Here is a 23,856-nt window from a genome sequence, read left to right on the forward strand (position 1 = left end):
CCCTGCGCCGGGCGTCATGCATGCTTGAGTCCGTTCCACTCAAGTCAGCTGGAGGAATCGAAATGGCACGTGCGGTCGGCATCGACCTGGGCACGACTAACTCCGTCGTCAGCGTTCTGGAGGGCGGCGAGCCCACCGTCATCACCAACGCCGAGGGCGCCAGGACCACGCCGTCCGTCGTCGCCTTCGCCAAGAACGGTGAGGTGCTGGTCGGCGAGGTGGCCAAGCGTCAGGCGGTCACGAACGTCGACAGGACCATCCGGTCGGTCAAGCGTCACATGGGCACCGACTGGAAGATCGAGCTCGACGGGAAGCCCTTCAACCCGCAGCAGATCAGCGCCTTCGTGCTGCAGAAGCTGAAGCGCGACGCCGAGGCCTACCTGGGCGAGAAGGTCACGGACGCGGTCATCACCGTCCCGGCGTACTTCAACGACGCCGAGCGCCAGGCGACCAAGGAAGCCGGCGAGATCGCCGGTCTGAACGTGCTGCGCATCGTCAACGAGCCGACGGCCGCCGCGCTGGCGTACGGCCTCGACAAGGACGACCAGACCATCCTCGTCTTCGACCTCGGTGGCGGTACCTTCGACGTCTCCCTCCTGGAGATCGGCGACGGTGTCGTCGAGGTGAAGGCCACCAACGGTGACAACAACCTCGGTGGTGACGACTGGGACCAGCGCGTCGTCGACTACCTGGTCAAGCAGTTCCAGTCCGGCCACGGCGTGGACCTCGGCAAGGACAAGATGGCCCTCCAGCGCCTGCGGGAGGCCGCCGAGAAGGCCAAGATCGAGCTGTCCTCGTCCACCGAGACCTCGATCAACCTCCCCTACATCACCGCGTCCGCCGAGGGTCCCCTGCACCTCGACGAGAAGCTGACCCGCGCCCAGTTCCAGCAGCTGACCGCGGACCTGCTCGAGCGCTGCAAGACGCCGTTCCACAACGTCATCAAGGACGCCGGCATCCAGCTGTCCGAGATCGACCACGTCGTTCTCGTCGGTGGCTCCACCCGTATGCCCGCCGTCGCCGAGCTCGTCAAGGAGATGACCGGCGGCAAGGAGGCCAACAAGGGCGTCAACCCGGACGAGGTCGTCTCGATCGGTGCCGCTCTCCAGGCCGGTGTCCTCAAGGGCGAGGTCAAGGACGTCCTGCTGCTCGACGTCACCCCGCTGTCCCTCGGTATCGAGACCAAGGGCGGCATCATGACCAAGCTGATCGAGCGCAACACCACGATCCCGACGAAGCGCTCCGAGATCTTCACCACGGCCGAGGACAACCAGCCGTCCGTGCAGATCCAGGTCTACCAGGGCGAGCGCGAGATCGCGGCGTACAACAAGAAGCTCGGCATGTTCGAGCTGACCGGTCTGCCCCCGGCGCCGCGCGGCGTCCCGCAGATCGAGGTCTCCTTCGACATCGACGCCAACGGCATCATGCACGTCACGGCGAAGGACCTCGGCACCGGCAAGGAGCAGAAGATGACCGTCACCGGCGGCTCCTCGCTGCCGAAGGACGAGGTCGACCGCATGCGCGAGGAGGCCGAGCGCTACGCGGAGGAGGACCACAAGCGCCGCGAGGCCGCCGAGTCCCGCAACCAGGGCGAGCAGCTCGTCTACCAGACCGAGAAGTTCCTCGCGGACAACGAGGACAAGGTCCCCGGTGAGGTCAAGACCGAGGTCGAGGCCGCCGTCGCCGAGCTGAAGGAGAAGCTCAAGGGCGAGGACAGCGCCGAGATCCGCACCGCCACGGAGAAGGTCGCGGCCGTCTCCCAGAAGCTGGGCCAGGCCATGTACGCCGACGCCCAGGGCGCCCAGGCGGCCGGTGGCGCGTCCGCCGGTGCCGGTGCCGGTCAGGCCAAGGCCGACGACGATGTCGTCGACGCGGAGATCGTCGACGACGAGCGCAAGGACGGTGCCGCGTGACGGAGGAGACCCCGGGCTTCGACGAGCAGCAGTCGCAGCAGCCCGACGTCCCCTCCGGCGCCCCTTCCGACGACGCCGAGCCGAAGGCCGCCCCCACCCCCTCCGCGGAGGAGGGGGCGGCCCCGGCCGGGGACACGGGCCAGGACGCGGCCCTGGTGGCCCAGCTGGACCAGACCCGCACGGCGCTCGGTGAGCGCACGGCGGACCTCCAGCGCCTCCAGGCCGAGTTCCAGAACTACCGCCGCCGGGTCGAGCGCGACCGCATCGCGGTCAAGGAGATCGCCGTCGCGAACCTCCTGACCGAGCTGCTTCCCGTGCTCGACGACGTCGGCCGCGCGCGGGAACACGGCGAGCTGGTCGGCGGCTTCAAGTCCGTCGCGGAGTCGCTGGAGACCATCATCGCCAAGATGGGCCTGCAGCAGTTCGGCAAGGAGGGCGAGCCCTTCGACCCGACGATCCACGAGGCCCTGATGCACAGCTACGCGCCGGACGTCACCGAGACGACCTGCGTGGCGATCCTGCAGCCGGGGTATCGCATCGGCGAGCGCACCATCCGCCCCGCGCGGGTGGCCGTCGCCGAGCCGCAGCCGGGCGCGCAGACGGTCAAGCCGGCCGAGGAGAGCTCCGAGGCGAAGGCGGACACGGCGGAGGACAAGGAGAGCGGTGGCCCGGAGGAGGGCTGACGTCGACACTCACGCAGGGAAGGAGGGGCGTCGGGGATGAGCACCAAGGACTTCATCGAGAAGGACTACTACAAGGTCCTCGGCGTCCCCAAGGACGCCACCGAGGCCGAGATCAAGAAGGCGTACCGGAAGCTCGCCCGCGAGTACCACCCGGACGCCAACAAGGGCAACGTCAAGGCGGAGGAGCGGTTCAAGGAGATCTCCGAGGCGAACGACATCCTCGGTGACCCCAAGAAGCGCAAGGAGTACGACGAGGCGCGCGCGCTCTTCGGCAACGGCGGCTTCCGTCCGGGGCCGGGCGCGGGCCCCGGCGGCTCCTTCAACTTCGACCTGGGCGACCTGTTCGGCGGTCAGGCCGGCCAGCAGGCGGGCGGCGGCTTCGGCGGCGGCCTCGGTGACGTCTTCGGGGGCCTGTTCAACCGGGGCGGCGCGGGCACCACGCGCACGCAGCCGAGGCGCGGCCAGGACATCGAGTCCGAGGTGACGCTCAGCTTCACCGAGGCGATCGAGGGCGCGACCGTCCCGCTGCGGATGTCGTCGCAGGCGCCCTGCAAGGCCTGCTCGGGCACCGGCGACAAGAACGGCACACCGCGCGTGTGCCCGACCTGTGTCGGCACCGGCCAGGTGGCGCGGGGCTCCGGCGGTGGCTTCTCGCTCACCGACCCCTGCCCCGACTGCAAGGGCCGCGGTCTGATCGCGGAGGAGCCCTGCGACATCTGCAAGGGCAGCGGCCGGGCCAAGTCCTCGCGGACCATGCAGGTGCGCATCCCCGCGGGTGTCAGCGACGGCCAGCGGATCCGGCTGCGCGGCAAGGGCGCGCCGGGCGAGCGCGGCGGCGCCGCCGGTGACCTGTACGTCGTCGTGCACGTCGGCACCCACCCGGTGTTCGGCCGCAAGGACGACAACCTCACCATCACCGTCCCGGTCACGTATGCCGAGGCGGCGCTCGGCGGCGAGGTGCGGGTCCCGACGCTCGGCGGCCCCCCGGTCACGCTGAAGCTGCCGCCGGGCACGCCCAACGGCCGCACCATGCGGGCCCGGGGCAAGGGCGCGGTCCGCAAGGACGGCACCCGCGGCGATCTGCTGGTCACCGTGGAGGTGAGTGTTCCCAAGGACCTGACGGGGAAGGCTCGTGACGCGCTGGAGGCGTATCGCGAGGCGACCGCGGACGAGGATCCGCGGGCGGAGCTGTTCCAGGCCGCGAAGGGAGCTTGATTTCGGATGGACGGCCGTCGACGTAATCCGTATGAACTGACCCAGGACACCCCGGTCTACGTCATTTCGGTGGCGGCCCAGCTCTCAGGCCTGCACCCGCAGACGCTGCGTCAGTACGACCGGCTGGGGCTCGTGTCGCCGGACCGCACGGCCGGCCGGGGCCGGCGTTACTCGGCCCGTGACATCGAACTGCTCCGTCAGGTCCAGCAGTTGTCGCAGGACGAGGGCATCAACCTGGCCGGGATCAAGCGCATCATCGAACTGGAGAACCAGGTCGCCGCCCTCCAGGCCCGCGTGGCCGAGATGCAGGACGCCCTGGACGGCGCGGCGGCGGCGATGCGGCAGCGCGAGGCCGCGGTGCACGCCTCGTACCGCCGCGATCTGGTCCCCTACCAGGAAGTGCAGCAGACCAGCGCACTCGTGGTGTGGAGGCCGAAGCGGCAGCAGTCCGACTGACCGCGGATGTGAAGTGCTGTGCGGGGCCCGGAGGTTCACCGAATCCTCCGGGCCCCGCCCCTTTCGCGGCGACACATCTGTGGCGACGGTGTGTCCGCGTGTCCGCAGGATGTGCTCAGGGTGTCCGCATGTTCCTCGCGAGTTCAGCGCACGGTGCTGTGTCCATCTCGTTAAGTGGTTGCCCTTGACGTCGGTGGGGGCTGAAGCGTTGGCTTTTCAGTCACATGGGCCACAAAGCTGTGCCCACGTCCGGAACGCACCTGAAGTGAGCCCCCGCATGCGTCGTATCGCCATATCCGTGGCCGCCACCTCGATGTCCGTCATGCTCGCCGGCTGCGGCGTGCTCAGCGCGACGGGGAGCAGCGACGACGCGAGCCCGGCCAAGGGGGACGACATCACCGTCGGGCTGCTGCTCCCGGAGAAGGCCAACACCCGGTACGAGCAGTTCGACTACCCCATCTTCAAGTCGCGGGTGGAAGCCCTCACCAACGGCAAGGGCAGCGTCGAGTACGCCAATGCCGAGGCGGACGCCGGAAAGCAGGCGACCCAGCTGCAGCAGATGATCGACGGCAAGGTCGACGTCATCGTGCTGGACGCGGTCGACGCGCACGCCATCGGGGACGGCGTGCAGAAGGCCAAGGACGCGGGCATCCCGGTGATCGCCTACGACCGGCTGGCCGAGGGGCCGATCGACGCCTACATCTCCTTCGACAACGGGCTGGTCGGCGAGGTGCAGGGCCGCTCCCTGCTGGAGTCCCTCGGGGACGACCTCAGCATCACCGACAAGGTCGTGATGATGAACGGCTCGCCGACCGACCCGAACGCCAAGCAGTTCAAGGCGGGCGCGATGTCCGAGCTCAAGGGCAGGGTGACGATCTCCAAGTCCTTCGACACCAAGGACTGGAAGCCGGAGAACGCCCAGGCCAACATGACCGAGGCGATCAACGCGATCGGCGCGGAGAACATCGACGCGGTCTACTCCGCCAACGACGGCATGGCGGGCGGCATCGTCAAGGCGCTCAAAGCCGCCGGCGTGACCGACCTGCCCCCGATCACCGGCCAGGACGCGGAGCTCCCGGCGGTGCAGCGGATCCTCACCGGCGAGCAGTACATGAGCGTGTACAAGTCCTACCCGGAGGAGGCCGAGAGCGCCGCCGAGATGGCCGTGGCCAAGGTCCAGGGCCGGGACATCCAGTTCGACGCGCTGACCCGCGACCGGGTGGACAGTCCCACCACCAAGGACATCCCGGCGCAGCTGGTGCCCGTGGTCGCGCTGACCAAGGAGAACATCGCGGACACCGTGATCGCCGACAGGATCTACGAGGTGTCGGACATCTGCACCGCGGAGTTCAAGGCGGCCTGTGCGGCGATCAAGCTGAAGTAGCCTGCCCGGCGATATTCGGCCACCTCGCCGGTTTCCCGACCGGCACCGGGCGGAGGTGTGTTGCACAGCCGGTTCCGGCCGCGCATAGTTGCGCTGCGGAAAGTGGCTGAACCGGGGGTGGGATGGGCGATGGCCGGGCACGGGACGGACGAGCATCCACACGGTGCTGACCGACTGTGCGAGGCCGGGGATCGTGTGTATTCCCGGGCCGTGCGGCGCGGACGCCTGCCGCGCCGGGACGCGGGGCCGGTGCCCTGCCTGCTGGAACTGGCCCTGCTGCACCCGGACCCCGACGACATGGACTGGCTGGTGCCGACCCCACCGCAGGAGGTCATGACCCGGTTGCTGCGCGGGATGTACGACGAGATCAGCGCGAGTCAGAGCCGGGTCGGCTCGGCCGTCGAGGCCTTCGAGTGGTACGCCGGTCTCGGCCACCGCGTGCCCGCCTCGCCCCCCGCCGCGGAGGGCCCGGCGATCCGGGTCCTGGACGGGCTGGCCCGGATCCAGGCGGCGATGGACGAGGCGACGCAGGCGTGCACCACCGAGGTGCTCACCGTGCAGCCGGGCGGCATCCGGCGCGAGGCGGAGCTGTCGGAGGGGCTGCACCGGGCGATGGCGCTGCGTGGCCGCGGGGTGCGGATGCGGGACCTGTACACGCATGTGGCCCGGCACGGGCACGGGCTGTTCACCTATCTGGAGCTGATGGGCGACGCGGTGGAGGCGCGCACGCTGGACGAGGTGATCGACCGGCTGATCCTGTTCGACCGGACGGTGGCCTTCGTCCCCGCCAACGCCGAGCGCACCATGGCGCTGGAGCTGCGGCACCCGGCGCTGGTGGAGTACCTCGGCACCGTCTTCGACCGCCTGTGGCGGCTCGCCATCCCGCTCACCGCCCCGCTGCCCGACACGGGCATCGAGGGCATCTCGCACCGTGAGCAGTCCATCGCCGCGCTGCTGGCGGAGGGCCACCAGGACGCGGTGATCGCGGAGCGGCTGGGCATCAGCGTGCGCACCTGCCGGGCCCACATCGCCCGGCTGTCGGAGACCTTGGGCGCGGTAAGCCGTACCCAGCTGGGTGTCCGGATCGCGCAGGCCGGTCTGGACGGCCCGCGCCGCTCCGCGCAGGTGTCCCACGCGCTTCCGGATCAGGGATCCGGCGACGTCCGGTGAGGCGCCCGAGCCGGGCCGGGCCGGGCCCGGCTCCGGCTGCCCGGGGTCGCGCGGCGCGACGGGTGACGCGCGGTGCGCGGTGTGACGGGTGACGCGGGGTGCGCTCGGGGCGTGCGGTGTGAGGGGTGACGCGGGGTGCGCTCGGGGGCGTGCGGTGTGAGGGGTGACGCGCGGTGCGCGGTGCGACGGGTGACGCGGGGTGCGCTCGGGGGCGTGCGGTGCGAGGGGTGACGCGGGGTGCGCTCGGGGCGTGCGGTGTGAGGGGTGACGCGGGGTGCGCTCGGGGCGTGCGGTGTGAGGGGTGACGCGGGGTGCGCTCGGGGGCGTGCGGTGTGACGGGTGACGCGGGGTGCGCTCGGGGGCGTGCGGTGTGACGGGTGTCGGCCGGTCCGGGGCGTCGAGGGCCGGGGGCGGCGGGCCGAGGCGGACGGGGGCTGGGGTCGGCGGGCCGGGGCGCACAGGGGCCGGGGTCGGCGGGCCGGGCCTCGACGGTCGTACGGGCCGGTGTGCGGCCCTGCCGGAGGGTCCGGGTGTTACAGGTCCGGGCCGGTCCCGCCCGGCGCCCGCAGGGCGTCGTCGTGCGCGTCGCCGCTCCCGCGTGGCTCGCTCCCGCGTGGCTCGCTCCCGCGTGGCTCGCTCCCGGTTCACTCCTCCTGCTGCAGGATCCCCGACTGTGCGATGAGGTAGCCCAGTTGGGCGCGGCTGCCGCTGCCCAGGGTGGCGGCGAGCTTGGCGATGTGGGCGCGGCAGGTGCGGACGTTCATGCCGAGCCGGCGGGCGATGGCCTCGTCGACGTGGCCCTCGACGAGGAGTTTGGCGATGGAGTGCTGGATGTCGGTGATGCCGCCGGGGGCGGTCTCGTAGGGCGCGCCGGCGGTCAGCGGCACCGCCCGGCTCCACATGAACTCGAACACCTTGATCAGGTAGCGGACGAGGCCGGGCTGGCGGATCTCCAGGGCGACCTGCTGGTCGTCCCGGGTGGGTATGAAGGCGACCGACTCGTCGCAGACGATGAGGCGTTCCACCACCTCGTCGATGGTCCGGTACTCCACCCGGCCCGCGGAGAGCTGCTCCACGTAGGCCCGCTTCTCCGGGCTGTAGCGGGCGGTGTGCTGATAGAGCGTCCTGATGCGCACGCCGCGTTCGATGAGGGGCTTGTCCCGTTCCAGTCCCTGGATGATGCTGCGCTCGGAGAAGCGGTCGTCACTGGGCTGGATGGTGAGCATCTCGGTGCGGCACTGCGTGACGGCCAGGTCGAGCGCGGCGTTGATCCGCTCGCTGCCCTCGAGCACGGTGATCGAGTTCTCACTGGTCACGGCCTGGGTGCCCAGGGCCATGAACGGCTCGAAGGCGTCCGCGAGCCGGACCGACAGCCGCCGGCGTTCGGCGATGTCGCGCTCGATGGGGTGGAGGCGCTGGGCCAGGGCGACCGCCGGCGGCACCGGGCGCAGCCAGTTCTTGTCGTCCGGGTCGGGGTGGAGCAGGGCGAGTTCCCTCAGGCAGGGGGCGGCTTCCGCTTCTTCCCGTGCGACCCTCCCCACACGCAGGGCGTTGGCATAAAGTCGGCCGCCTGCCTCGCACAGTTCCGTGACCGCATGGGGATGCTCCGCCTTAGTCTGATTTGCCACGAAATCTCCACCCCCCAGGGTCCTGAACATGCAGGAACATGATGCACCGATTGTGTGGCCATGACGTGTTCGAATGAGCCATCGTCTTATCTGACGGGGGAACGAGGAGACTTTCACGTGAGGACGAAGCCGACTATGCGCAAGAGACTGCTTCGCTCGGTGCTCGCAGCCGCCCTCTCCGCCGTCGCGGCCTTCGGAGCGCTGAGCGGTTACTCCGACGCGAAGAGCGGGACACAGGCCGACAGCCACTGGCCGTCGATCGTCGTCGACTCGGGGCGTTGATGTGACCACTCCACCCGACGACCGCTCCTTCCGCAGGGAGATGGCGACCGCCTACCGGTCCGGCTGGCACTTCATCGACCTGGTCACCGCCATCCCCCACAGCGGTGACTCGTTGATGGTGACCGTCTTCGGTGAGCCGGTCGTCGTCACCCGCGACGAGGACGGGGACGTACGGGCGTACCGGTGCCTGCGGCGGCCCCGGGGGGCGCCGAAGCCCGTGCGGTGTGCCATCCGGTACGGAATGATCTTTGTGAACCTGGACCAGCGGGACCACCGGCAGGTGGAGTCCGACTCCCCTGCCCCCCGGACCTTCTCTGCCACCCCCCGCAGTGCCTGACGCGATTCCCCCGTCGTAACAGATCGCTCAGGTGCTTCCCCCCGCAGCGGCGTCACCGTGACCTGAACACGGTGACGCCGCTGCAGTTTTGCGGGGAATTCCCGGGTATTGGCCAGATCGCGCTATGGCTGAAAAACAGTGGCTCGGCGAGTGAACGGCCCCTCGGGCCTCACCCTCGCCCCATGGCGCGCGTGAGCGCGATCTCGATGACCACCCGAGCGGGATTCGGCGACGGCGTCCGGCCGTAGCGCTCCGCGTACCGCCGCTCCGCCTCCGCGACGCGCTCCGCTTCGGTGCGGACCACGGCCCGCCCCTCCAGGGTCGCCCACCGCCGGCCGTCCACCTGGCACGCCGCCACGGCCGCGCCCTCCGGCCCCGCCGCCAGCACGTGCCGCACCTTCGCGCTCGACTTGTTCGCGACCACCCGGGCCAGCCGTGCCTCCGGGTCGTAGGTCACCGCGACCGGCACGACGTGCGGCGTGCCGTCCGGACGGAGGGTGGTCAGTGTGCACAGGTGCTTCTCGCGCCAGAAGCTGAGATACGACGCGTCCGGATCGCCCGGATCTACGGAGTACGTGGTGGCCATGGACCGGAACTTAGCCGGTGTGACCCTCCCGGCCCACACCTTGAGTGGAATAGACTCAAGTTTGTGTACGTTGACCGAGTCAGCCACGAAGGCCGCTGAAAGGTCACCAAGGAGGGAAACGCGAACGTGGACGCCGAGCTGACCAACCGGAGCCGGGAAGCGATCAACGCCGCCGGGAACCGGGCCGTGACCGAGGGGCACCCCGACCTCACCCCCGCCCATCTGCTGCTTGCCCTGCTCGCCGGGCAGGAGAACGAGAACATCACGGACCTGCTCGCCGCGGTCGACACCGACCAGGCCGCCGTACGCTCCGGGGCCGAGCGGGTCCTCGCCGGTCTGCCGAGCGTGACCGGGTCCACCGTCGCACCGCCCCAGCCCAACCGCGAGCTGCTCGCCGTCATCGCGGACGCCCAGGCCCGCGCCCGCGACCTCGGCGACGAGTACCTCTCCACCGAACACCTCCTCATCGGCATCGCCGCCAAGGGCGGAGCCGCCGGCGAGGTGCTCTCCCGGCAGGGCGCCACCGCGAAGAAGCTGCAGGACGCCTTCCAGAAGGCGAGGGGAGCACGCAGGGTGACCACCGCCGACCCGGAGGGCCAGTACAAGGCCCTGGAGAAGTTCGGCACCGACTTCACCGACGCCGCCCGCGAGGGCAAGCTCGATCCCGTCATCGGACGGGACCAGGAGATCCGGCGTGTCGTCCAGGTGCTGTCCCGCCGCACCAAGAACAACCCCGTCCTCATCGGCGAACCCGGCGTCGGCAAGACCGCCGTCGTCGAGGGGCTCGCCCAGCGGATCGTCAAGGGCGACGTCCCCGAGTCGCTGAAGGACAAGCGGCTCGTCGCCCTCGACCTCGGCGCCATGGTCGCCGGGGCCAAGTACCGCGGCGAGTTCGAGGAGCGCCTGAAGACGGTCCTCGCCGAGATCAAGGACTCCGACGGCCAGATCATCACCTTCATCGACGAACTGCACACGGTCGTCGGCGCGGGCGCCGGCGGCGACTCGGCGATGGACGCCGGCAACATGCTCAAGCCGATGCTCGCGCGCGGCGAACTCCGCATGGTCGGCGCCACCACCCTCGACGAGTACCGCGAGCGGATCGAGAAGGACCCGGCGCTGGAACGGCGCTTCCAGCAGGTGCTGGTCGCCGAGCCGACCGTCGAGGACTCCATCGCGATCCTGCGCGGACTCAAGGGCCGCTACGAGGCCCACCACAAGGTCCAGATCGCCGACAGCGCGCTCGTGGCCGCCGCCACCCTCTCCGACCGCTACATCACCTCCCGCTTCCTCCCCGACAAGGCCATCGACCTCGTCGACGAGGCCGCGAGCCGCCTCCGTATGGAGATCGACTCCTCGCCCGTCGAGATCGACGAACTCCAGCGCGCCGTCGACCGGCTGAAGATGGAGGAGCTGGCCATCGGCAAGGAGACCGACGCCGCCTCCCTCGAACGCCTGGAGAAGCTGCGCCGCGACCTCGCCGACAAGGAGGAGGAGCTGCGCGGCCTCAACGCCCGCTGGGAGAAGGAGAAGCAGTCCCTCAACCGGGTCGGTGCGCTGAAGGAGAAGCTCGACGACCTGCGCGGCCAGGCCGAACGCGCCCAGCGCGACGGCGACTTCGACACCGCCTCCAAGCTGCTGTACGGCGAGATCCCGGCCGTGGAGCGCGACCTGGAGGCCGCCTCCGAGGCCGAGGAGGCGTTGACATCTTCCGCCTCCGGCGGGGCCGCGAAGGACACCATGGTCAAGGAGGAGGTCGGCGCCGACGACATCGCCGACGTCGTCGCCTCCTGGACCGGTATCCCGGCCGGCCGCCTGCTGGAGGGCGAGACCCAGAAGCTCCTGCGCATGGAGGACGAGCTCGGCAAGCGCCTCATCGGCCAGACCGAGGCCGTACGGGCCGTCTCGGACGCCGTACGACGCTCCCGCGCCGGGATCGCCGACCCCGACCGGCCCACCGGCTCCTTCCTCTTCCTCGGCCCCACCGGCGTCGGCAAGACCGAACTGGCCAAGGCCCTCGCCGACTTCCTCTTCGACGACGAGCGGGCCATGATCCGCATCGACATGTCGGAGTACGGCGAGAAGCACTCCGTCGCCCGCCTCGTCGGCGCGCCCCCCGGCTACGTCGGCTACGAGGAGGGCGGCCAGCTCACCGAGGCGGTCCGCCGCCGCCCGTACAGCGTGGTGCTCCTGGACGAGGTGGAGAAGGCCCACCCCGAGGTCTTCGACATCCTGCTCCAGGTGCTCGACGACGGCCGGCTCACCGACGGCCAGGGCCGCACCGTCGACTTCCGCAACACCATCCTGGTGCTGACCTCCAACCTGGGCAGCCAGTACTTGGTCGACCCGATCAGCACCGAGGCGGAGAAGAAGGAGCAGGTCCTGGAAGTGGTCCGGGCCTCCTTCAAGCCCGAGTTCCTCAACCGCCTCGACGACCTCGTGGTCTTCTCCGCGCTCACCAAGCCCGAACTGGAACGCATCGCGAAGCTCCAGACCGACCGCCTGGCCGTGCGGCTCGCCGAACGCCGCCTCGCCCTGGACATCACCCCCGAGGCCCTGGCCTGGCTGGCCGAGGAGGGCATGGACCCCGCCTACGGCGCCCGGCCCCTGCGCCGCCTGGTGCAGACCGCCATCGGCGACCGGCTCGCCAGGGAGATCCTCTCCGGCGAGATCAAGGACGGCGACACGGTCCGCGTGGACCGCTTCGAGAACGGCCTCCTCGTGGGCCCCGCCACCGGGAAGTCACTCTGAGTGACATCATAGGATTTCGGGCCCGACGTCCCCGTGGACGTTGGGCCCGTCCCGCACCGGGTACCCCGGGATTGACCGGATCGAGTCAGCCCTCGGCTGACAGGCCCGTCGGGGCTTGCCACCCCCCTCCCCGCATGGGGGAGGATGGCGGGATCCGTACGAAGGGAAAATCACGGTGACCATCGACCCGTCCTCGATTCCGAATTTCGGGGGCCAGCCCGAGCCGCAGCCGCAAGGACCGGCGGGCCCCGTCGTCCCGGATCAGGACCTCGTGAAGCAGCTCCTCGACCAGATGGAGCTCAAGTACGTCGTCGACGACGAGGGTGACCTCGCGGCGCCGTGGGAGCAGTTCCGCACCTACTTCATGTTCCGTGGGGAAGGCGACCAGCAGATCTTCTCCGTGCGGACGTTCTACGACCGCCCCCACAAGATCGACGAGAAGCCGCAGCTGCTCGAGTCCATCGACGACTGGAACCGGCGCACCCTGTGGCCCAAGGTGTACACCCACACCCATGACGACGGCACCGTCCGTCTCATCGGTGAGGCGCAGATGCTCATCGGCATGGGCGTCAGCCTGGAGCACTTCGTCTCCTCCACGGTCAGCTGGGTGCGGGCCGCGATCGAGTTCGACAAGTGGCTCGTCGAGCAGCTGGGCCTGGAACAGGAGATCAACGAGGCGGACAAGCCCGAGGACGACGAGTAGGGCGTCCCGAGCACGGCGTTCGGCGGGTACGGAAACGTACGCGGCGTCCGTAGCAAATGCCCGGCCCTGGGCGACGGCCATCACCGGTGGCTGTCCGAGGGCCGGGCTTTCGTGTGCCGTGCCGTGGCGACCGAGTCGGTCTACAGGTGAGTCGGCGTCCGGGTGGGCACCTCCGCCCACACCGTCTTGCCCACGGGGTGGCGAGGTGTCGACCCCCAGCGCACCGCCAGCGCTTCCACCAGGAGCAGCCCACGGCCGGACTCACCTTCCGGAGGGGCCGTGGGCGTGGAGGCGGGAAGCCGCTTCGCGGAGGCGGCGTCCGCGACCTCGACCCGTACCAGGCCCGCCCTCTCGTCGAGGAAGAGCCGGAGGCCGAAGGCCCGTCCGGGGACCCGGCCGTGCCGCACGGCGTTCGCCGCGAGTTCACCGACGACGAGGGCGACCGTGCACGACGCGTCGGACGCCGGCGGGTGGCCCCACTCCTCCATCCATCGCACAGCGCGACGCCGGGCGAGCTGCGCGCCTCGCGGTGAGCAGGCGAACTGTTCGCGTGCCGCCGCGGCGACGGGGGCGGTGCTCGGTCGCGGCTCGTCTTCGTGGGTGGTCGTTCCTGTCAGCACGGCTTTCCGTCCTTGCGTGTCGAGCACAGACGTCTCGCGGCGTACACGAGTCATCACATTCCGTGCTCAAGGATCGTCCGATCGCCCTACGCTCAACAGGTGGCGCAGCATTACCTTTCAGGCCATAAGGAACGGAAGTGACGCTTTGGCCAACGCAATTGACCCCAGCGCGTCCATGGCCGCCCTGTTCGGCGCGCGGGTGCGCAGGCTCCGTACGGCGGCCGGGCTGACCCAGGCCGAGCTCGGCGCCAGGACGCACGTGGTGAGCACGCGGATCACGCAGATCGAGCGGGCGTCGGGAGCGAAGCCGACGCTGGAGCTGGCGCGTGCGCTGGATGCCGCCCTCGGTGCGGACGATCTGCTCGTCGAGCTCTGGCCGTACGTGTACCGGGAGGCGTTCCCGGACTGGTCGCGGAAGTTCATGGAGTACTCGGAGCGGGCGGTGGCCATCCATGAGTACGCCGCGCATGTGGTGCCCGGTCTGTTGCAGACCAGGGATTACGCGAGAGCCGTGCTGAGCGTCGGCCTGACGCTCAGCGGCGACGAGCAGTTGGAAGAACGGCTCGCCGTCCGCATGACGCGACAGGAACGGCTCGCTTCGCCCGACCGGCCGGACTTGTGGGTGGTGCTCGACGAGGCGGTCCTCAGGCGTCCGATCGGCGGGTGCGGTGTGATGCAAGCACAGTTGGAACTGCTGCTCTGTGTGGCAGCGGACCACGACGTCACCGTCCAAGTGCTGCCGTTCGACCAGGGTGAGCACGATGCGATGGGTGGTTCCCTGACAGTGCTGACGCTGCCGGACGGCTCCGAAGTCGCCTACACGGAGGGTGCGCACTACGGCCAACTCATCGAGGATCCGGCCGAGGTCAAGCGCTTCACAGTGACCTACGATCGGCTACGGGCGAATGCCCTGCCCCCGCTCATGTCGCTCGACATGATCCGATCTGCGATGGAGGGCTACAACCGTGGAGCGAGAGTCCCGTCCCGATCTGAGCGCCGCCGTGTGGCGCAAGAGCAGCTACAGCAATCAGGAGGGCGGCAACTGCGTGGAGGTGGCCGACGGGTTCCGGGCCGTCGTCCCCGTCCGTGACAGCAAGGTCCCGCACGGTCCGGCGCTGTGCTTCGAAGCCGCTTCCTGGGGCGCCTTCATAGGTGAGCTGAAGGCGGAACACCACCGTCCCTGAGTGGGCCGGACTCCGGTCGCCGCCCGTCTTCCGGGCCCACCGAACCCTCGTCCGCGAGGGTCCGGTGGGCCACTGACCTCCCCAAAGAACCGGGAGAAAGAACTACCCGCCCACCCACCCTCCCCGCCGGAAGGCCCGCGTCACCCGTGCGAGTGACCGGCTTGCAGGCGCGGGACGCGGACGGTTACGTTCGCCGCGACAACCACAAACAAATACGGCCCCCGGCCGGGACGGCAATCCCGAACGAGGGCCTGACCTATCAGGAAGCACAACCTTCCCAATGGCTGACTCGCAGTCTAACGCGCGCCTGCGCGCCGACGCCGGAGCTCCGACTTCCGGCGTGATCCATGTACGCACCCGGCTCACCGCCGACTTCACGGTGATCTCCAACGTCCTCGCCCAGCGGCGCGGCAGCGCGGTCACCGTCGGCGTCGCGGTCTACATCCTCTCCCTGCCCACCGGCACCCCCGTGACCATCGCCGCCCTGTGCGCGCACTTCACCGAGGGCGAGATCCTGATCTCGCGGGCGCTGCGGGAGCTGGAAGCCGCCGGGTACCTGGAGCGTCGCCGCGAGCGCCTGCCCTCGGGGCAGATCCGCACCCGGACGTACTTCTACGACGTTCCCGGCAGCGACACGGACCTGGACGGCTTCCCGGAACCACCGAAGCCCCGGCCCCGGAACGCGCCCCCGGCCGAGGGCATCGCAGAGCCCGTCCCCACTCCGGACCAGCCGGAAGAACCGGTGTCACTCGCCGACGCCGACCCGCAGGCGGTCGCCGTGCTGACCTCCCTCCGCCGCGTCGATCCGCGTCTCGTCCTGTCCGAGCGGGAGGCCGTGCGTCTGGCGCCGGCCGTCACCAAGTGGCTGGCGGCCGGTGTCGCCCCCTCCCAGATCACCACAACGCTCACGGCACGACTCCCCGACCGCTTCCTGGCCCGCCCGGCGGGCATCCTCGCCTTCCGCCTCCGCGAAACGCCCCTGCCCGCGCCGCCCCCGGTGCCACTCCCACCGACCCCCGACCGCCCGGACGTACAGCCCTTCCAGACCTGCGACGGCTGCGAGCGCGCCTTCCGCGCACCGCACCCCGGACACTGCCGGGACTGCCGAGGCCGTCTCGCCGGGGGTTTTCTTCGTGCGGTCGGCTGAGCAGATGGTCGGGTGTGCGATCGGTCCCCGAACGGGAGACTTGATGCGCGACGATGCGAGATCCGCCGGTGGACACGACAGACGGAGGAGGTGGGGCATGGCCGACCGGTTCGAAGACGGGCTTCTGACGCCCGCGGAAACAGCCTCTCACCTGGAGATTCCGCAGTCCACGCTCCTCTCGTGGCTGAAGAGCAGGGCCGCCGGGGGCGCCCTCCTCCCGGTGGTCGTAGAGCATGTCCGCGCGGAACGCGGTGAAGTACGACTCGGGCAGGACGAGGGCCTCGGCGACCGCGTACTGGAACGGGCCCGCGGAGACGTAGGTCAGGAACTGCTGCTGTGAACCCGGTTCGGACACGACACCGCGACAATAGGTGTGTGAACGAGGAGTCGCCTGGATCACGGCGGCCCCTGGTTTGGTCGCGGCCGTCCGCTCGGCGAAGCAGTACCTGACGTACGTTGTAGCGCCTGCTCGGTGCCAGGGCGCTGTCCGCCGTATCCTGACCGCACACGGGAAGGAGCACCGTTCATGAGTGTCGACGCGATCGTGCGCACCGAGTTCCCCAAGGGGTACACGGTCCTGTTCGGGGCCGACGGAAAGGTGATCATGACCCCGCAGAGCGAGGAGCACTCGAGCACCATCAGGTCGATGCAGATCGACTCGGCCGCCGCCCTCGGCCGTCATGCGAAGGTCACCTCCGACGTCTACATCGATTTCCCCGCCGACGAGAACTCCGCTCCCGACCTGGCCATCCTGCGCGAGGACGCGCGCAAGGAGGGCAAGCGCTACAGCTTCGAAGACGTCCTGTTGATCTCGGAAGTCGTCTCGACCTCCTCGGCGCGCAAGGACTACGACGACTGCACCGCGAAGTACGGCCGCTACGGCATCCCCGTCTACCTTGTCGTGGATCCCTACGCCCGCGAAGTCGTCCTGCACACTGAGCCCACCACGAGCGGCTACAGCACGGCGCACACCCGTGCGTACGGCACAGGCAAGCTCCCCATCCCCCTGGCCGACGGCCGCACCTTCACCCTCGACCTCGACGAACTCCCGCGCCCGGAGCCCGAGGCGGACGCCCGCTGACGAAGGTGGACGGGTTCCTGGCCGAGGCGGCGCTGGACTACCGGCACCTGGCGACGGCCGACGGCCGACTGGGGCTGTGGGAGCCGCGCCATGTGGAGGAGGTGCTGCTCTCCTGGCTTCCCCAGCAGGTCACCGAGCTTCCCGGGGAGGAACGCGCCGACGCCCCGGGCACACTGCGCACGCTACTGCGCTATCTGCACGCCGCGCAGTTGGCGGACCCGCGAGGCCCCTCACTCCAGGACTCCCTTGCCGCGGTCGACAGGGTCGCGATACAGCATCCGGTGGCGATGACGGACCGCACTCGCTGGGGACTGGCGAAGTTCTGGGCGATGACGGCCGCGGAGCAGGGCGTGCACATCCAGGACGGGGCGGCGTTTCAGCGCTTCGCGGACCGAGCGCAGCGCGGGGAGGTCGCCTACGATCAGCAGGCTCTTGCCGCGATCATGGAACGGCGGCTGACCGGCCGTGCGCTGTCCGACGGGGCCCGGGCCGAGCCGCAACTGCCCGTGATGCTTCCCCCGGACGACGAACTGCGCCGACGAGCCGAGGCGTCGACGACCGTGGAGCAGTTGCGGGGACTGGCCGAATGGGCGGGGCAGGGCGGCCGTCAGGTGACGGCGACGGGACGGCTGCGGATGGCGGAGGCCCGCGAGCTGGTGGACGTACTCGGCACCGGCGACAGGATCGAGGGTGTGCGCTCTTCGGCGGACCTGCCGCGGCTGGGACTGCTGGTGGAGTGGGCGAAGAAGGCACGGCTGGTCCGGGTGGTCAAGGGGCGGTTGTACCGCCTGCTCCAGGCCGCCCGCCAGCAGATCGCGCTCGGCCCGCATGTCGGCGCGGAACTCCTCGAAGTGCGAGTCCGGAAGGCGCAGGGCCTCGGCGACCGCGTACTGGAAGGGCCCGGAGGCCACGTACGTCAGGAACTGCTTGGCGGAGCGGACGGCGGTCACGAGTTCTGCGGTACCGGTCACCCAGCCGACTCCGCGTTCACACACTCATTCTCGTGCGGGTCCGAGGGCTACACCCCCCGAGCGACAGTGAGCCGTTGTGTACACATGAGGCACTCGGTACTCTTGGGCGCATGACACAGCCCATGCCGATAGAGTCCATCCGCGATGTCCGGGCACACCTGGCCGAGGTCGTGGAGCGGGCCGACCGGGACGACGTGCCTACCGTCATCACCCGGCGGGGCAAGCAGGTCGCCGCCGTGGTGTCCATCGAGGTGCTGCGCAAGTACCAGGAGTGGGAAGAGCGCGAGATCAACCGGATCATCGACGAGCGCATGACCAACCCGGCGCGCGGTATCCCGATCGAGGACATCATGAGGGAGACGCTGGCGCGCAGTGAGTAAGTACCGCGCCGTCTTCCGAGCCGAGGCTCAGGCCGAACTCCGCAAGGTCCCGCGAGACATGGCCCTCCGCATTCTGGCCAAGCTGACTGAGCTGGAGAGCGACCCGACGGGGTTCAACACCACGGCCCTCGTCTCCCAGCCCGACCGCCGCCGTCTCCGGGTGGGCGACTACCGCGTGATCTACACAATCGACAACGGCGAACTGGTGGTGTGGGTCGTACACGTCGGGCATCGCTCCACCGTCTATGACACCTGAGCGCTCCTGACATCGGTCAGAATATTCAGCCGCTCCATGGCGCCTCCGACGCGAGTTCCGGGCGTGTGAGGTACGGCAGGCAATGAGGAGAGGCATGCGACGACCGGCCCTGTAGGGCAGCGGTCAGTGCGTAAACGCCATGCGGAGCCGTTCCGCCGCGTCTGCCAGCACCTCGGTGCGCTTACAGAACGCGAACCTGACATAGGGGGCGCCCGCCTCGCGGTGGTCGTAGAAGACCGCGTTTGGGATGGCGACGACCCCGGCGCGTTCCGGCAGGGCACGGCAGAAGGCGAAGCCGTCGCTCTCGCCGAGGGGGCGGATGTCGGTGGTGATGAAGTAGGTGCCCGCCGTCCGGAATACCGCGAACCCGGCGTCCGCAAGCCCCGCCGCCAGTACGTCCCGCTTGGCCAGCATGTCCGCGCGGAACGCCTCGAAGTAGCTGTCCGGCAGCGCGAGGGCCTCGGCCACGGCGTACTGGAAGGGCCCGGAGGCGACGTACGTCAAGTACTGCTTGGCCGAGCGGACGGCGGCGACGAGATCGGGGGCGCTGGTAACCCAGCCGACCTTCCAGCCCGTGAAGGAGAAGGTCTTCCCCGCGCTCGAAATGGTCACCGTGCGCTCCCGCATCCCCGGGAGGGTGGCCAGCGGGACGTGTTCGGCGTCGTCGAAGACCAGGTGTTCGTAGACCTCGTCGGTCACCACCAGCAGATCGCGTTCGACCGCGAGCTCGGCGATCGCCGTCAGCTCCTCGCGGGTGAGCACGGTGCCGGTCGGGTTGTGCGGGGTGTTGATCAGCAGCAGGCGGGTGCGGTCGGTGACGGCGTCGCGCAGTTCGTCGAGGTCGAGGCGGAAACGTCCGTCGCGCGGGCGCAGGGTCACCGGGACGCGGGTGCCGCCCGCCATGGCGATGCAGGCCGCGTAGGAGTCGTAGTACGGCTCGAAGGCGATCACCTCGTCGCCGGGCTCCACCAGCGCGAGCAGCGCGGCGGCGATCGCCTCGGTGGCGCCCGCGGTGACCAGGACCTCGGTGTCGGGGTCGACGGCGAGGCCGTAGCGGCGCTGCTGGTGCGCGGCGACGGCGGTGCGCAGCTCGGGGATGCCGGGCCCCGGCGGGTACTGGTTCCCGCGGCCGTCCCGCAGGGCCCGTACGGCGGCCTCCCTGACCTCCTCGGGGCCGTCGGTGTCGGGGAAGCCCTGCCCCAGGTTGATGGATCCGGTCCGCAGGGCCAGGGCGGACATCTCGGCGAAGATCGTCGTCCCGAACTCGGCGAGCCGGCGGTTCAGGAGGGGGCGCGCGCTGGAGGTCATGCCGGTCATCCTGCGCCGAAGCTCTGGACTTCCTCAACTCTGCTTTGGGCCGCGCGGGCGGAGGGCATCTCCCGGTCACACACGTGAGCGGGGCGCCCACGGGGGCCGCTCCTGCTGACTCACGGGGGAACGAAAGGAGGATGACGCCATGACCATCGGCATCATCCTGGTTGTGCTCCTCGCCCTGGTCGTCGGGGTCGTCGTGAAGCGTGCCCGCCGGTCGGCGCGCCGGCCGGCGGGATCGTCCGCGGGCCGTCACAGCAGGAGCAGCGACGGCGGCTGGTGGGCCGGCGGCGGAGCCGCCGCCGGAACGTCCTGCGGATCGTCCTCCGACGGAGGCTCGTCCTGCGGAGGCGGGTCGTCCTGCGGAGGCGGCGGCGGATGCGGGGGCGGCAGCTGACACGGGCAGCCTGCCTCCACTTCGGGAGATGACGCATCCGCGACAGCGGGGTCCGCACCTGGGGCGGGCCCCGCTGTGGTGTGAAGCGGTGGTGGTGGGTCCGGTTCCGGGTGGGGTGGGCGCGCGGTGCGGCGCGGCGGAGTGGGCCGTCCCCTCGGGGCGTACGCCGGGGTGGAACAGTTGAGCTGGGGAGCCCCCCAGGGGATGGAAAGCCCACGAAGTTGGGTAAAAACGCTGTGGTAGCGCCACAGTTCATGATTCCCTATAAATCGCCAACGCAGCCCTCGGACTCCCCGCGGACCCTTCTGCAGGCCGGGCGACCGGGCTGACGGGTCCAGTTCCCCGGTGCGGCCGGGGTGCGCGGACCCATATCTCCCTCTCCTTGTGTGCCTGCGGAGCCGATCCATGCTCACGACCCTGAACACCGCCTATTCCGACACGCGCGCGGCCGACCTCGCCTGGGCCCTGGGACGCGAGCCGCTTCCCGCGCTCGCCACGCTCGATCTGGAACTGACCGGCACCAAGCTCCAGTTGAGGCTGCTCGGCGCGTCCCACCAGGTCCTCGTGGAGGAGGAGCGGGGCCTCTGCTCGGAGACGGTGGCGTGCATTCCGGGGAGCAGTACGCCGCTCCCGCTGGGCGTGGCGAAGCGGGTGGGGGACTGGGAGTACGAGTTCGCGGCCCGGGTGGAGGTTCTCTCCCCGGGTTCCTTCGCCGGCCGGGCCCAGGAGCTGCTCGCTCTGGTCTCCGACCATCCGCAGGGTCTCGTCGGGGTCTTCCCGGGCAGTCCGCACGCGTTCACGGCGATGCTCGCCCAGCGCCACGAGGGGCAGGTCCACTGGCGGACCTGGCACGCCTATCCGCAGGACGGGCAACTGGTGGTGACGCGGACCAAGGTGGGCGTGCGCATGGCCGCGCAGACCGGCGCGGGGCGGGTGTGAACAAACATCACGCGTGTGGGTGACGTTGTGCGCTCGGGGTGTGACGTAACGTCGCTGGAGTGATCGAACCGCAGGCCCCCGCCCCACCCGGCTCCGCGCAGTCCTGGGACGGGCGGGGCGGCACCGGCGGCGACGCGGACAGCCCGGTGCGGCTTCCCGTGCGGCAGGACACCGGGCGGTTCCTGGTCCTCGCGGGCGTGTTCGTCTGCGCGGCCTGCGGACTCGTGTACGAGCTGGAACTCGTCGCGCTGGCCACGTACTTGATGGGCGACTCGGTCACCCAGGCGTCCGTCGTACTGTCCGTGATGGTCTTCGCGATGGGCCTCGGATCCCTGGCCGCGAAACGGCTGCGACGGCATGCGGCGGCCGGGTTCGGCGCCGTCGAGGCGACCCTGGCCCTGGTCGGCGGGTGCAGTGCGATGGCCCTGTACGCCGTGTTCGCCTGGACGGGGGACTGGGGCGGCGTGTGGGCGAACGGCCCGCGCTGTCTGCTGGTCGCCTTCTCCCTCGCCACCGGGCTGCTGATCGGTGCCGAGGTGCCGCTGCTGATGGAACTGATCCAGCGGATCCGCCGGCAGGACGCGGGCGGCGCGATCGCCGACCTGTCCGCCGCGGACTACGTGGGCGCCCTCGTCGGGGGGCTCGCCTTCCCCTTCCTCCTTCTGCCGTTCCTCGGCCAGTTGACCGGTGCGCTGATCACCGGTGCCGTCAACGCGGTCGTCGGTGGCGCGCTGGTCCTCGGCCTGTTCCGGCAGGACCTCACGCGGCGCGCCCGCCGGCTGCTGGTGGCCGCCAACGTCTGCGTGCTGGTGATCCTCGCCACGGCCGCCGTCCTCGTCGACGACTTCGAACGGGCCGCCCGGCACGCCATGTACGGCCCGGACGTACGGGTGGCCGTGCAGACCGACGTCCAGGAGGTGCTGCTCACCGGCGGGCGGGACGGACGGCCCCTGAACCTGTTCCTCGACGGGCGGCTGAGGGTCAGCGGCCGGGACGAACTGCGGTACCACGAGGCGCTCGTGCACCCCGCGATGTACGGGCCGCACGCCCGCGTCCTCGTCCTCGGCGGCGGTGACGGGCTGGCCGTCCGCGAGGTGCTGCGGCACACCGGGGTGCACCGGGTCGACGTCGTCGAACTCGACGCGGGCGTGGTGCGGCTGGCGCGCCGGGACCCGGCGCTGTCCGCGCTGAACGCGCACGCGCTCGACGACCCGCGCGTGCGCGTGACCGCCGCGGACGCCTTCGACTGGCTGCGCGGGGCGCCCGCGACGGCGTACGACGTGGTGGTCTCGGATCTGCCGCACCCCGGCATCACCGCGAGTACGAAGCTGTACTCGCAGGAGTTCTACGGGCTGGCCCGGCGGGTGCTGGCACCGCGGGGACGGCTCACGGTGCACGGGGGTGCGGTGGCGTCCCGGCCCCGCGACTTCTGGACGGTGGACGCGACGCTCCGCGCGGCGGGTCTGCGCACCGCCGCCTACCGCACGCGCGGGCGGCAGGCGGGTTTCGCCGCGGGCCCCGACCGCGCTCCGGCGGACACCGCGCACGCCGACCGCGACTGGGGCTTCGTCCTGGCCGCCCGGCACGTCCCCGCGCCGCGCCTAGACCCGTCCGGGCCGCACCCGCGCACCCTCACCGGTGCCACCCTCGCGGCGGACGCCCGGGCCGCCGAGCGCACCCGGGTCCCCGGCCTGCCGCCGTCGACCCTGGTACACCCCCGGTATGCCGGCTGAGCCCCCTTACTACGTCCCGGGCCGACGCGCCGCGACTTCCCGCCGACGGGGGTGCAGCCCGGCGTCGCCTGGGTAGGCTCGGCACTCATGGAGCACGAGGTGTTCGTTCCGGTCGAGGTGGAGCGGCTCAGGGAGGTGCTGGACGACCCCGCGCGGGTCGCCCGGGCGGTGCCCGGGCTCCAGCACGACGCCGGTGCGGATCCCGTCGCCGGCCGGCTGAAGGTCCGCGTCGGCAGCCACTCGGTGACCTACCGGGGGGCGGTACGGGTGTCCGCGCGGGACGACGGTTCCTACGCCGTCGAGGGCGACGCGGTGGAGACCCGCGGCAGCGGCTCGGTGCAGCTGGCGCTGCGGCTGCGCCTGCGGGACACGGACGGCGGCACCACCCTCACCGTCGACGGCACGGCGACGGCCGACGGCCGGGTCACGGACCTCCCCCCGGACGCGGTGACCGCGGCGGCGTCACGCCTGCTGAACCGTTTCGCGGAGAACCTGGGCACGGTGGCGACGGAGGCGACCGAGTCCGCCGCCGGACCGGAGTCGCCGGGACCGGAGTCGCCCGGACCGGAGTCGCCTGGACGGGAGTCGCCCGGACCGGAACCGGAGTCGCCGGAACTCCTCGCGGCGGGGGACTTCGAACCCCAGGCCACCACCGACTTCGAGACCACCCCGGACGGGGATGACACGCCACCGTCCGCGTCGGGGCCCGCGCCGGACGGGGACGACACGCCA

The 23,856-nt window shown here is 70.6% G+C and carries 25 protein-coding genes and 1 pseudogene; 21 read left to right on the forward strand and 5 right to left on the reverse strand.

Annotation, left to right across the window (positions count from 1 at the left end; translation table 11 throughout):
- The first annotated feature begins 62 nt into the window (after nucleotides 1-62).
- The 6 genes from dnaK to IE178_RS13440 all read left to right on the forward strand — a co-directional run bounded on the left by dnaK (nucleotide 63) and on the right by IE178_RS13440 (nucleotide 6,821).
- On the forward strand, nucleotides 63-1,913 hold the full coding sequence (gene dnaK / locus IE178_RS13415) for a molecular chaperone DnaK (RefSeq protein ID WP_184766188.1): 1,851 nt from the start codon (nucleotides 63-65) through the stop codon (nucleotides 1,911-1,913).
- Nucleotides 1,910-2,596 (forward strand): nucleotide exchange factor GrpE, encoded by a 687-nt coding sequence (grpE, locus tag IE178_RS13420; RefSeq protein ID WP_184766187.1) that lies wholly within the window; start codon nucleotides 1,910-1,912, stop codon nucleotides 2,594-2,596. Before dnaK ends, grpE begins: the two co-directional genes overlap by 4 nt.
- Before the next feature lie 36 nt (nucleotides 2,597-2,632).
- Nucleotides 2,633-3,811 (forward strand): molecular chaperone DnaJ, encoded by a 1,179-nt coding sequence (gene dnaJ, locus IE178_RS13425; RefSeq protein ID WP_184766186.1) that lies wholly within the window; start codon nucleotides 2,633-2,635, stop codon nucleotides 3,809-3,811.
- 6 nt (nucleotides 3,812-3,817) lie between these two features.
- Nucleotides 3,818-4,267 (forward strand): heat shock protein transcriptional repressor HspR, encoded by a 450-nt coding sequence (locus tag IE178_RS13430; protein WP_145868172.1) that lies wholly within the window; start codon nucleotides 3,818-3,820, stop codon nucleotides 4,265-4,267.
- A 277-nt stretch (nucleotides 4,268-4,544) separates the two neighbouring features.
- Nucleotides 4,545-5,651, forward strand: coding sequence for a sugar ABC transporter substrate-binding protein (locus IE178_RS13435; protein ID WP_318280019.1), 1,107 nt, complete (start codon nucleotides 4,545-4,547; stop codon nucleotides 5,649-5,651).
- Nucleotides 5,652-5,780: 129 nt separating this feature from the next.
- Nucleotides 5,781-6,821 (forward strand): helix-turn-helix transcriptional regulator, encoded by a 1,041-nt coding sequence (locus tag IE178_RS13440; protein ID WP_184766263.1) that lies wholly within the window; start codon nucleotides 5,781-5,783, stop codon nucleotides 6,819-6,821.
- Between the two features lie 644 nt (nucleotides 6,822-7,465).
- Here the strand turns inward: IE178_RS13440 and IE178_RS13445 are convergent.
- Nucleotides 7,466-8,479, reverse strand: a complete 1,014-nt coding sequence (locus tag IE178_RS13445; protein WP_184766184.1) for a helix-turn-helix domain-containing protein — start codon at nucleotides 8,477-8,479, stop codon at nucleotides 7,466-7,468.
- 105 nt (nucleotides 8,480-8,584) lie between these two features.
- Here IE178_RS13445 and IE178_RS13450 point away from each other — a divergent pair, with 105 nt between their 5' ends.
- Nucleotides 8,585-8,731 (forward strand): hypothetical protein, encoded by a 147-nt coding sequence (locus tag IE178_RS13450; protein ID WP_167531775.1) that lies wholly within the window; start codon nucleotides 8,585-8,587, stop codon nucleotides 8,729-8,731.
- Between the two features lies 1 nt (nucleotide 8,732).
- Entirely contained in the window at nucleotides 8,733-9,068 is a 336-nt protein-coding gene (locus IE178_RS13455; protein WP_184766183.1) for a Rieske (2Fe-2S) protein, read from the forward strand.
- 169 nt (nucleotides 9,069-9,237) lie between these two features.
- On the opposite strand, the gene IE178_RS13460 is transcribed toward IE178_RS13455, so the two are convergent.
- The gene (locus IE178_RS13460) at nucleotides 9,238-9,654 is read right to left on the reverse strand and encodes a pyridoxamine 5'-phosphate oxidase family protein (RefSeq protein ID WP_193512417.1); all 417 of its coding nucleotides are present in this window, start codon (nucleotides 9,652-9,654) and stop codon (nucleotides 9,238-9,240) included.
- 126 nt (nucleotides 9,655-9,780) lie between these two features.
- Here IE178_RS13460 and clpB point away from each other — a divergent pair, with 126 nt between their 5' ends.
- Together clpB and IE178_RS13470 are read left to right on the forward strand one after the other, a co-directional pair.
- Nucleotides 9,781-12,402, forward strand: coding sequence for an ATP-dependent chaperone ClpB (gene clpB, locus IE178_RS13465; protein ID WP_193512418.1), 2,622 nt, complete (start codon nucleotides 9,781-9,783; stop codon nucleotides 12,400-12,402).
- A 175-nt stretch (nucleotides 12,403-12,577) separates the two neighbouring features.
- On the forward strand, nucleotides 12,578-13,105 hold the full coding sequence (locus tag IE178_RS13470) for a YbjN domain-containing protein (protein WP_184766180.1): 528 nt from the start codon (nucleotides 12,578-12,580) through the stop codon (nucleotides 13,103-13,105).
- Nucleotides 13,106-13,245: 140 nt separating this feature from the next.
- On the opposite strand, the gene IE178_RS13475 is transcribed toward IE178_RS13470, so the two are convergent.
- A complete protein-coding gene (locus IE178_RS13475) occupies nucleotides 13,246-13,725 on the reverse strand; it encodes an ATP-binding protein (RefSeq protein ID WP_318280020.1) in 480 nt (159 codons plus the stop codon).
- A 175-nt stretch (nucleotides 13,726-13,900) separates the two neighbouring features.
- On the opposite strand from IE178_RS13475, the gene IE178_RS13480 reads away from it, so the two are divergent.
- The 5 genes from IE178_RS13480 to IE178_RS13495 all read left to right on the forward strand — a co-directional run bounded on the left by IE178_RS13480 (nucleotide 13,901) and on the right by IE178_RS13495 (nucleotide 17,137).
- A complete protein-coding gene (locus tag IE178_RS13480) occupies nucleotides 13,901-14,815 on the forward strand; it encodes a helix-turn-helix domain-containing protein (RefSeq protein WP_193512420.1) in 915 nt (304 codons plus the stop codon).
- Nucleotides 14,727-14,909, forward strand: coding sequence for a DUF397 domain-containing protein (locus IE178_RS35890; RefSeq protein WP_318280021.1), 183 nt, complete (start codon nucleotides 14,727-14,729; stop codon nucleotides 14,907-14,909). The genes IE178_RS13480 and IE178_RS35890 overlap by 89 nt, the downstream gene beginning before the upstream one ends.
- Nucleotides 14,910-15,189: 280 nt before the next feature.
- Complete coding sequence (locus IE178_RS13485; protein WP_193512421.1) at nucleotides 15,190-16,056, forward strand: hypothetical protein; 867 nt, start codon at nucleotides 15,190-15,192, stop codon at nucleotides 16,054-16,056.
- Between the two features lie 97 nt (nucleotides 16,057-16,153).
- Entirely contained in the window at nucleotides 16,154-16,396 is a 243-nt protein-coding gene (locus IE178_RS36920) for a hypothetical protein (protein WP_438874371.1), read from the forward strand.
- 186 nt (nucleotides 16,397-16,582) lie between these two features.
- Nucleotides 16,583-17,137 (forward strand): Uma2 family endonuclease, encoded by a 555-nt coding sequence (locus IE178_RS13495; RefSeq protein ID WP_193512422.1) that lies wholly within the window; start codon nucleotides 16,583-16,585, stop codon nucleotides 17,135-17,137.
- A gap of 785 nt (nucleotides 17,138-17,922) precedes the next feature.
- On the opposite strand, the pseudogene IE178_RS35900 reads toward IE178_RS13495, so the two are convergent.
- Nucleotides 17,923-18,117: pseudogene (locus IE178_RS35900) on the reverse strand (aminotransferase class I/II-fold pyridoxal phosphate-dependent enzyme); the annotation flags it as partial.
- Nucleotides 18,118-18,218: 101 nt separating this feature from the next.
- On the opposite strand from IE178_RS35900, the gene IE178_RS13505 reads away from it, so the two are divergent.
- Nucleotides 18,219-18,488: a type II toxin-antitoxin system Phd/YefM family antitoxin gene (locus tag IE178_RS13505; RefSeq protein WP_184766173.1), complete on the forward strand. Its 270-nt coding sequence runs from the start codon at nucleotides 18,219-18,221 to the stop codon at nucleotides 18,486-18,488.
- Nucleotides 18,481-18,744 (forward strand): type II toxin-antitoxin system RelE family toxin, encoded by a 264-nt coding sequence (locus IE178_RS13510; RefSeq protein WP_193512423.1) that lies wholly within the window; start codon nucleotides 18,481-18,483, stop codon nucleotides 18,742-18,744. The genes IE178_RS13505 and IE178_RS13510 overlap by 8 nt, the downstream gene beginning before the upstream one ends.
- Nucleotides 18,745-18,867: 123 nt before the next feature.
- On the opposite strand, the gene IE178_RS13515 is transcribed toward IE178_RS13510, so the two are convergent.
- The gene (locus IE178_RS13515) at nucleotides 18,868-20,061 is read right to left on the reverse strand and encodes a pyridoxal phosphate-dependent aminotransferase (RefSeq protein WP_193512424.1); all 1,194 of its coding nucleotides are present in this window, start codon (nucleotides 20,059-20,061) and stop codon (nucleotides 18,868-18,870) included.
- 139 nt (nucleotides 20,062-20,200) lie between these two features.
- Here IE178_RS13515 and IE178_RS13520 point away from each other — a divergent pair, with 139 nt between their 5' ends.
- From IE178_RS13520 to IE178_RS35905, 4 genes are all read left to right on the forward strand, one after another.
- A complete protein-coding gene (locus IE178_RS13520; protein WP_193512425.1) occupies nucleotides 20,201-20,452 on the forward strand; it encodes a hypothetical protein in 252 nt (83 codons plus the stop codon).
- A 405-nt stretch (nucleotides 20,453-20,857) separates the two neighbouring features.
- Nucleotides 20,858-21,391 (forward strand): DUF2617 family protein, encoded by a 534-nt coding sequence (locus IE178_RS13525; protein WP_184766169.1) that lies wholly within the window; start codon nucleotides 20,858-20,860, stop codon nucleotides 21,389-21,391.
- Nucleotides 21,392-21,450: 59 nt separating this feature from the next.
- On the forward strand, nucleotides 21,451-23,124 hold the full coding sequence (locus tag IE178_RS13530) for a polyamine aminopropyltransferase (RefSeq protein ID WP_193512426.1): 1,674 nt from the start codon (nucleotides 21,451-21,453) through the stop codon (nucleotides 23,122-23,124).
- 87 nt (nucleotides 23,125-23,211) lie between these two features.
- Nucleotides 23,212-23,856 (forward strand): SRPBCC domain-containing protein (locus tag IE178_RS35905; protein WP_318280022.1); only part of this gene is annotated, 645 nt, incomplete at its 3' end.

Origin of the sequence: Streptomyces griseoloalbus (assembly GCA_014650015.1) — a bacterium.
Classification (GTDB): Bacteria; Actinomycetota; Actinomycetes; order Streptomycetales; family Streptomycetaceae; genus Streptomyces; species Streptomyces griseoloalbus.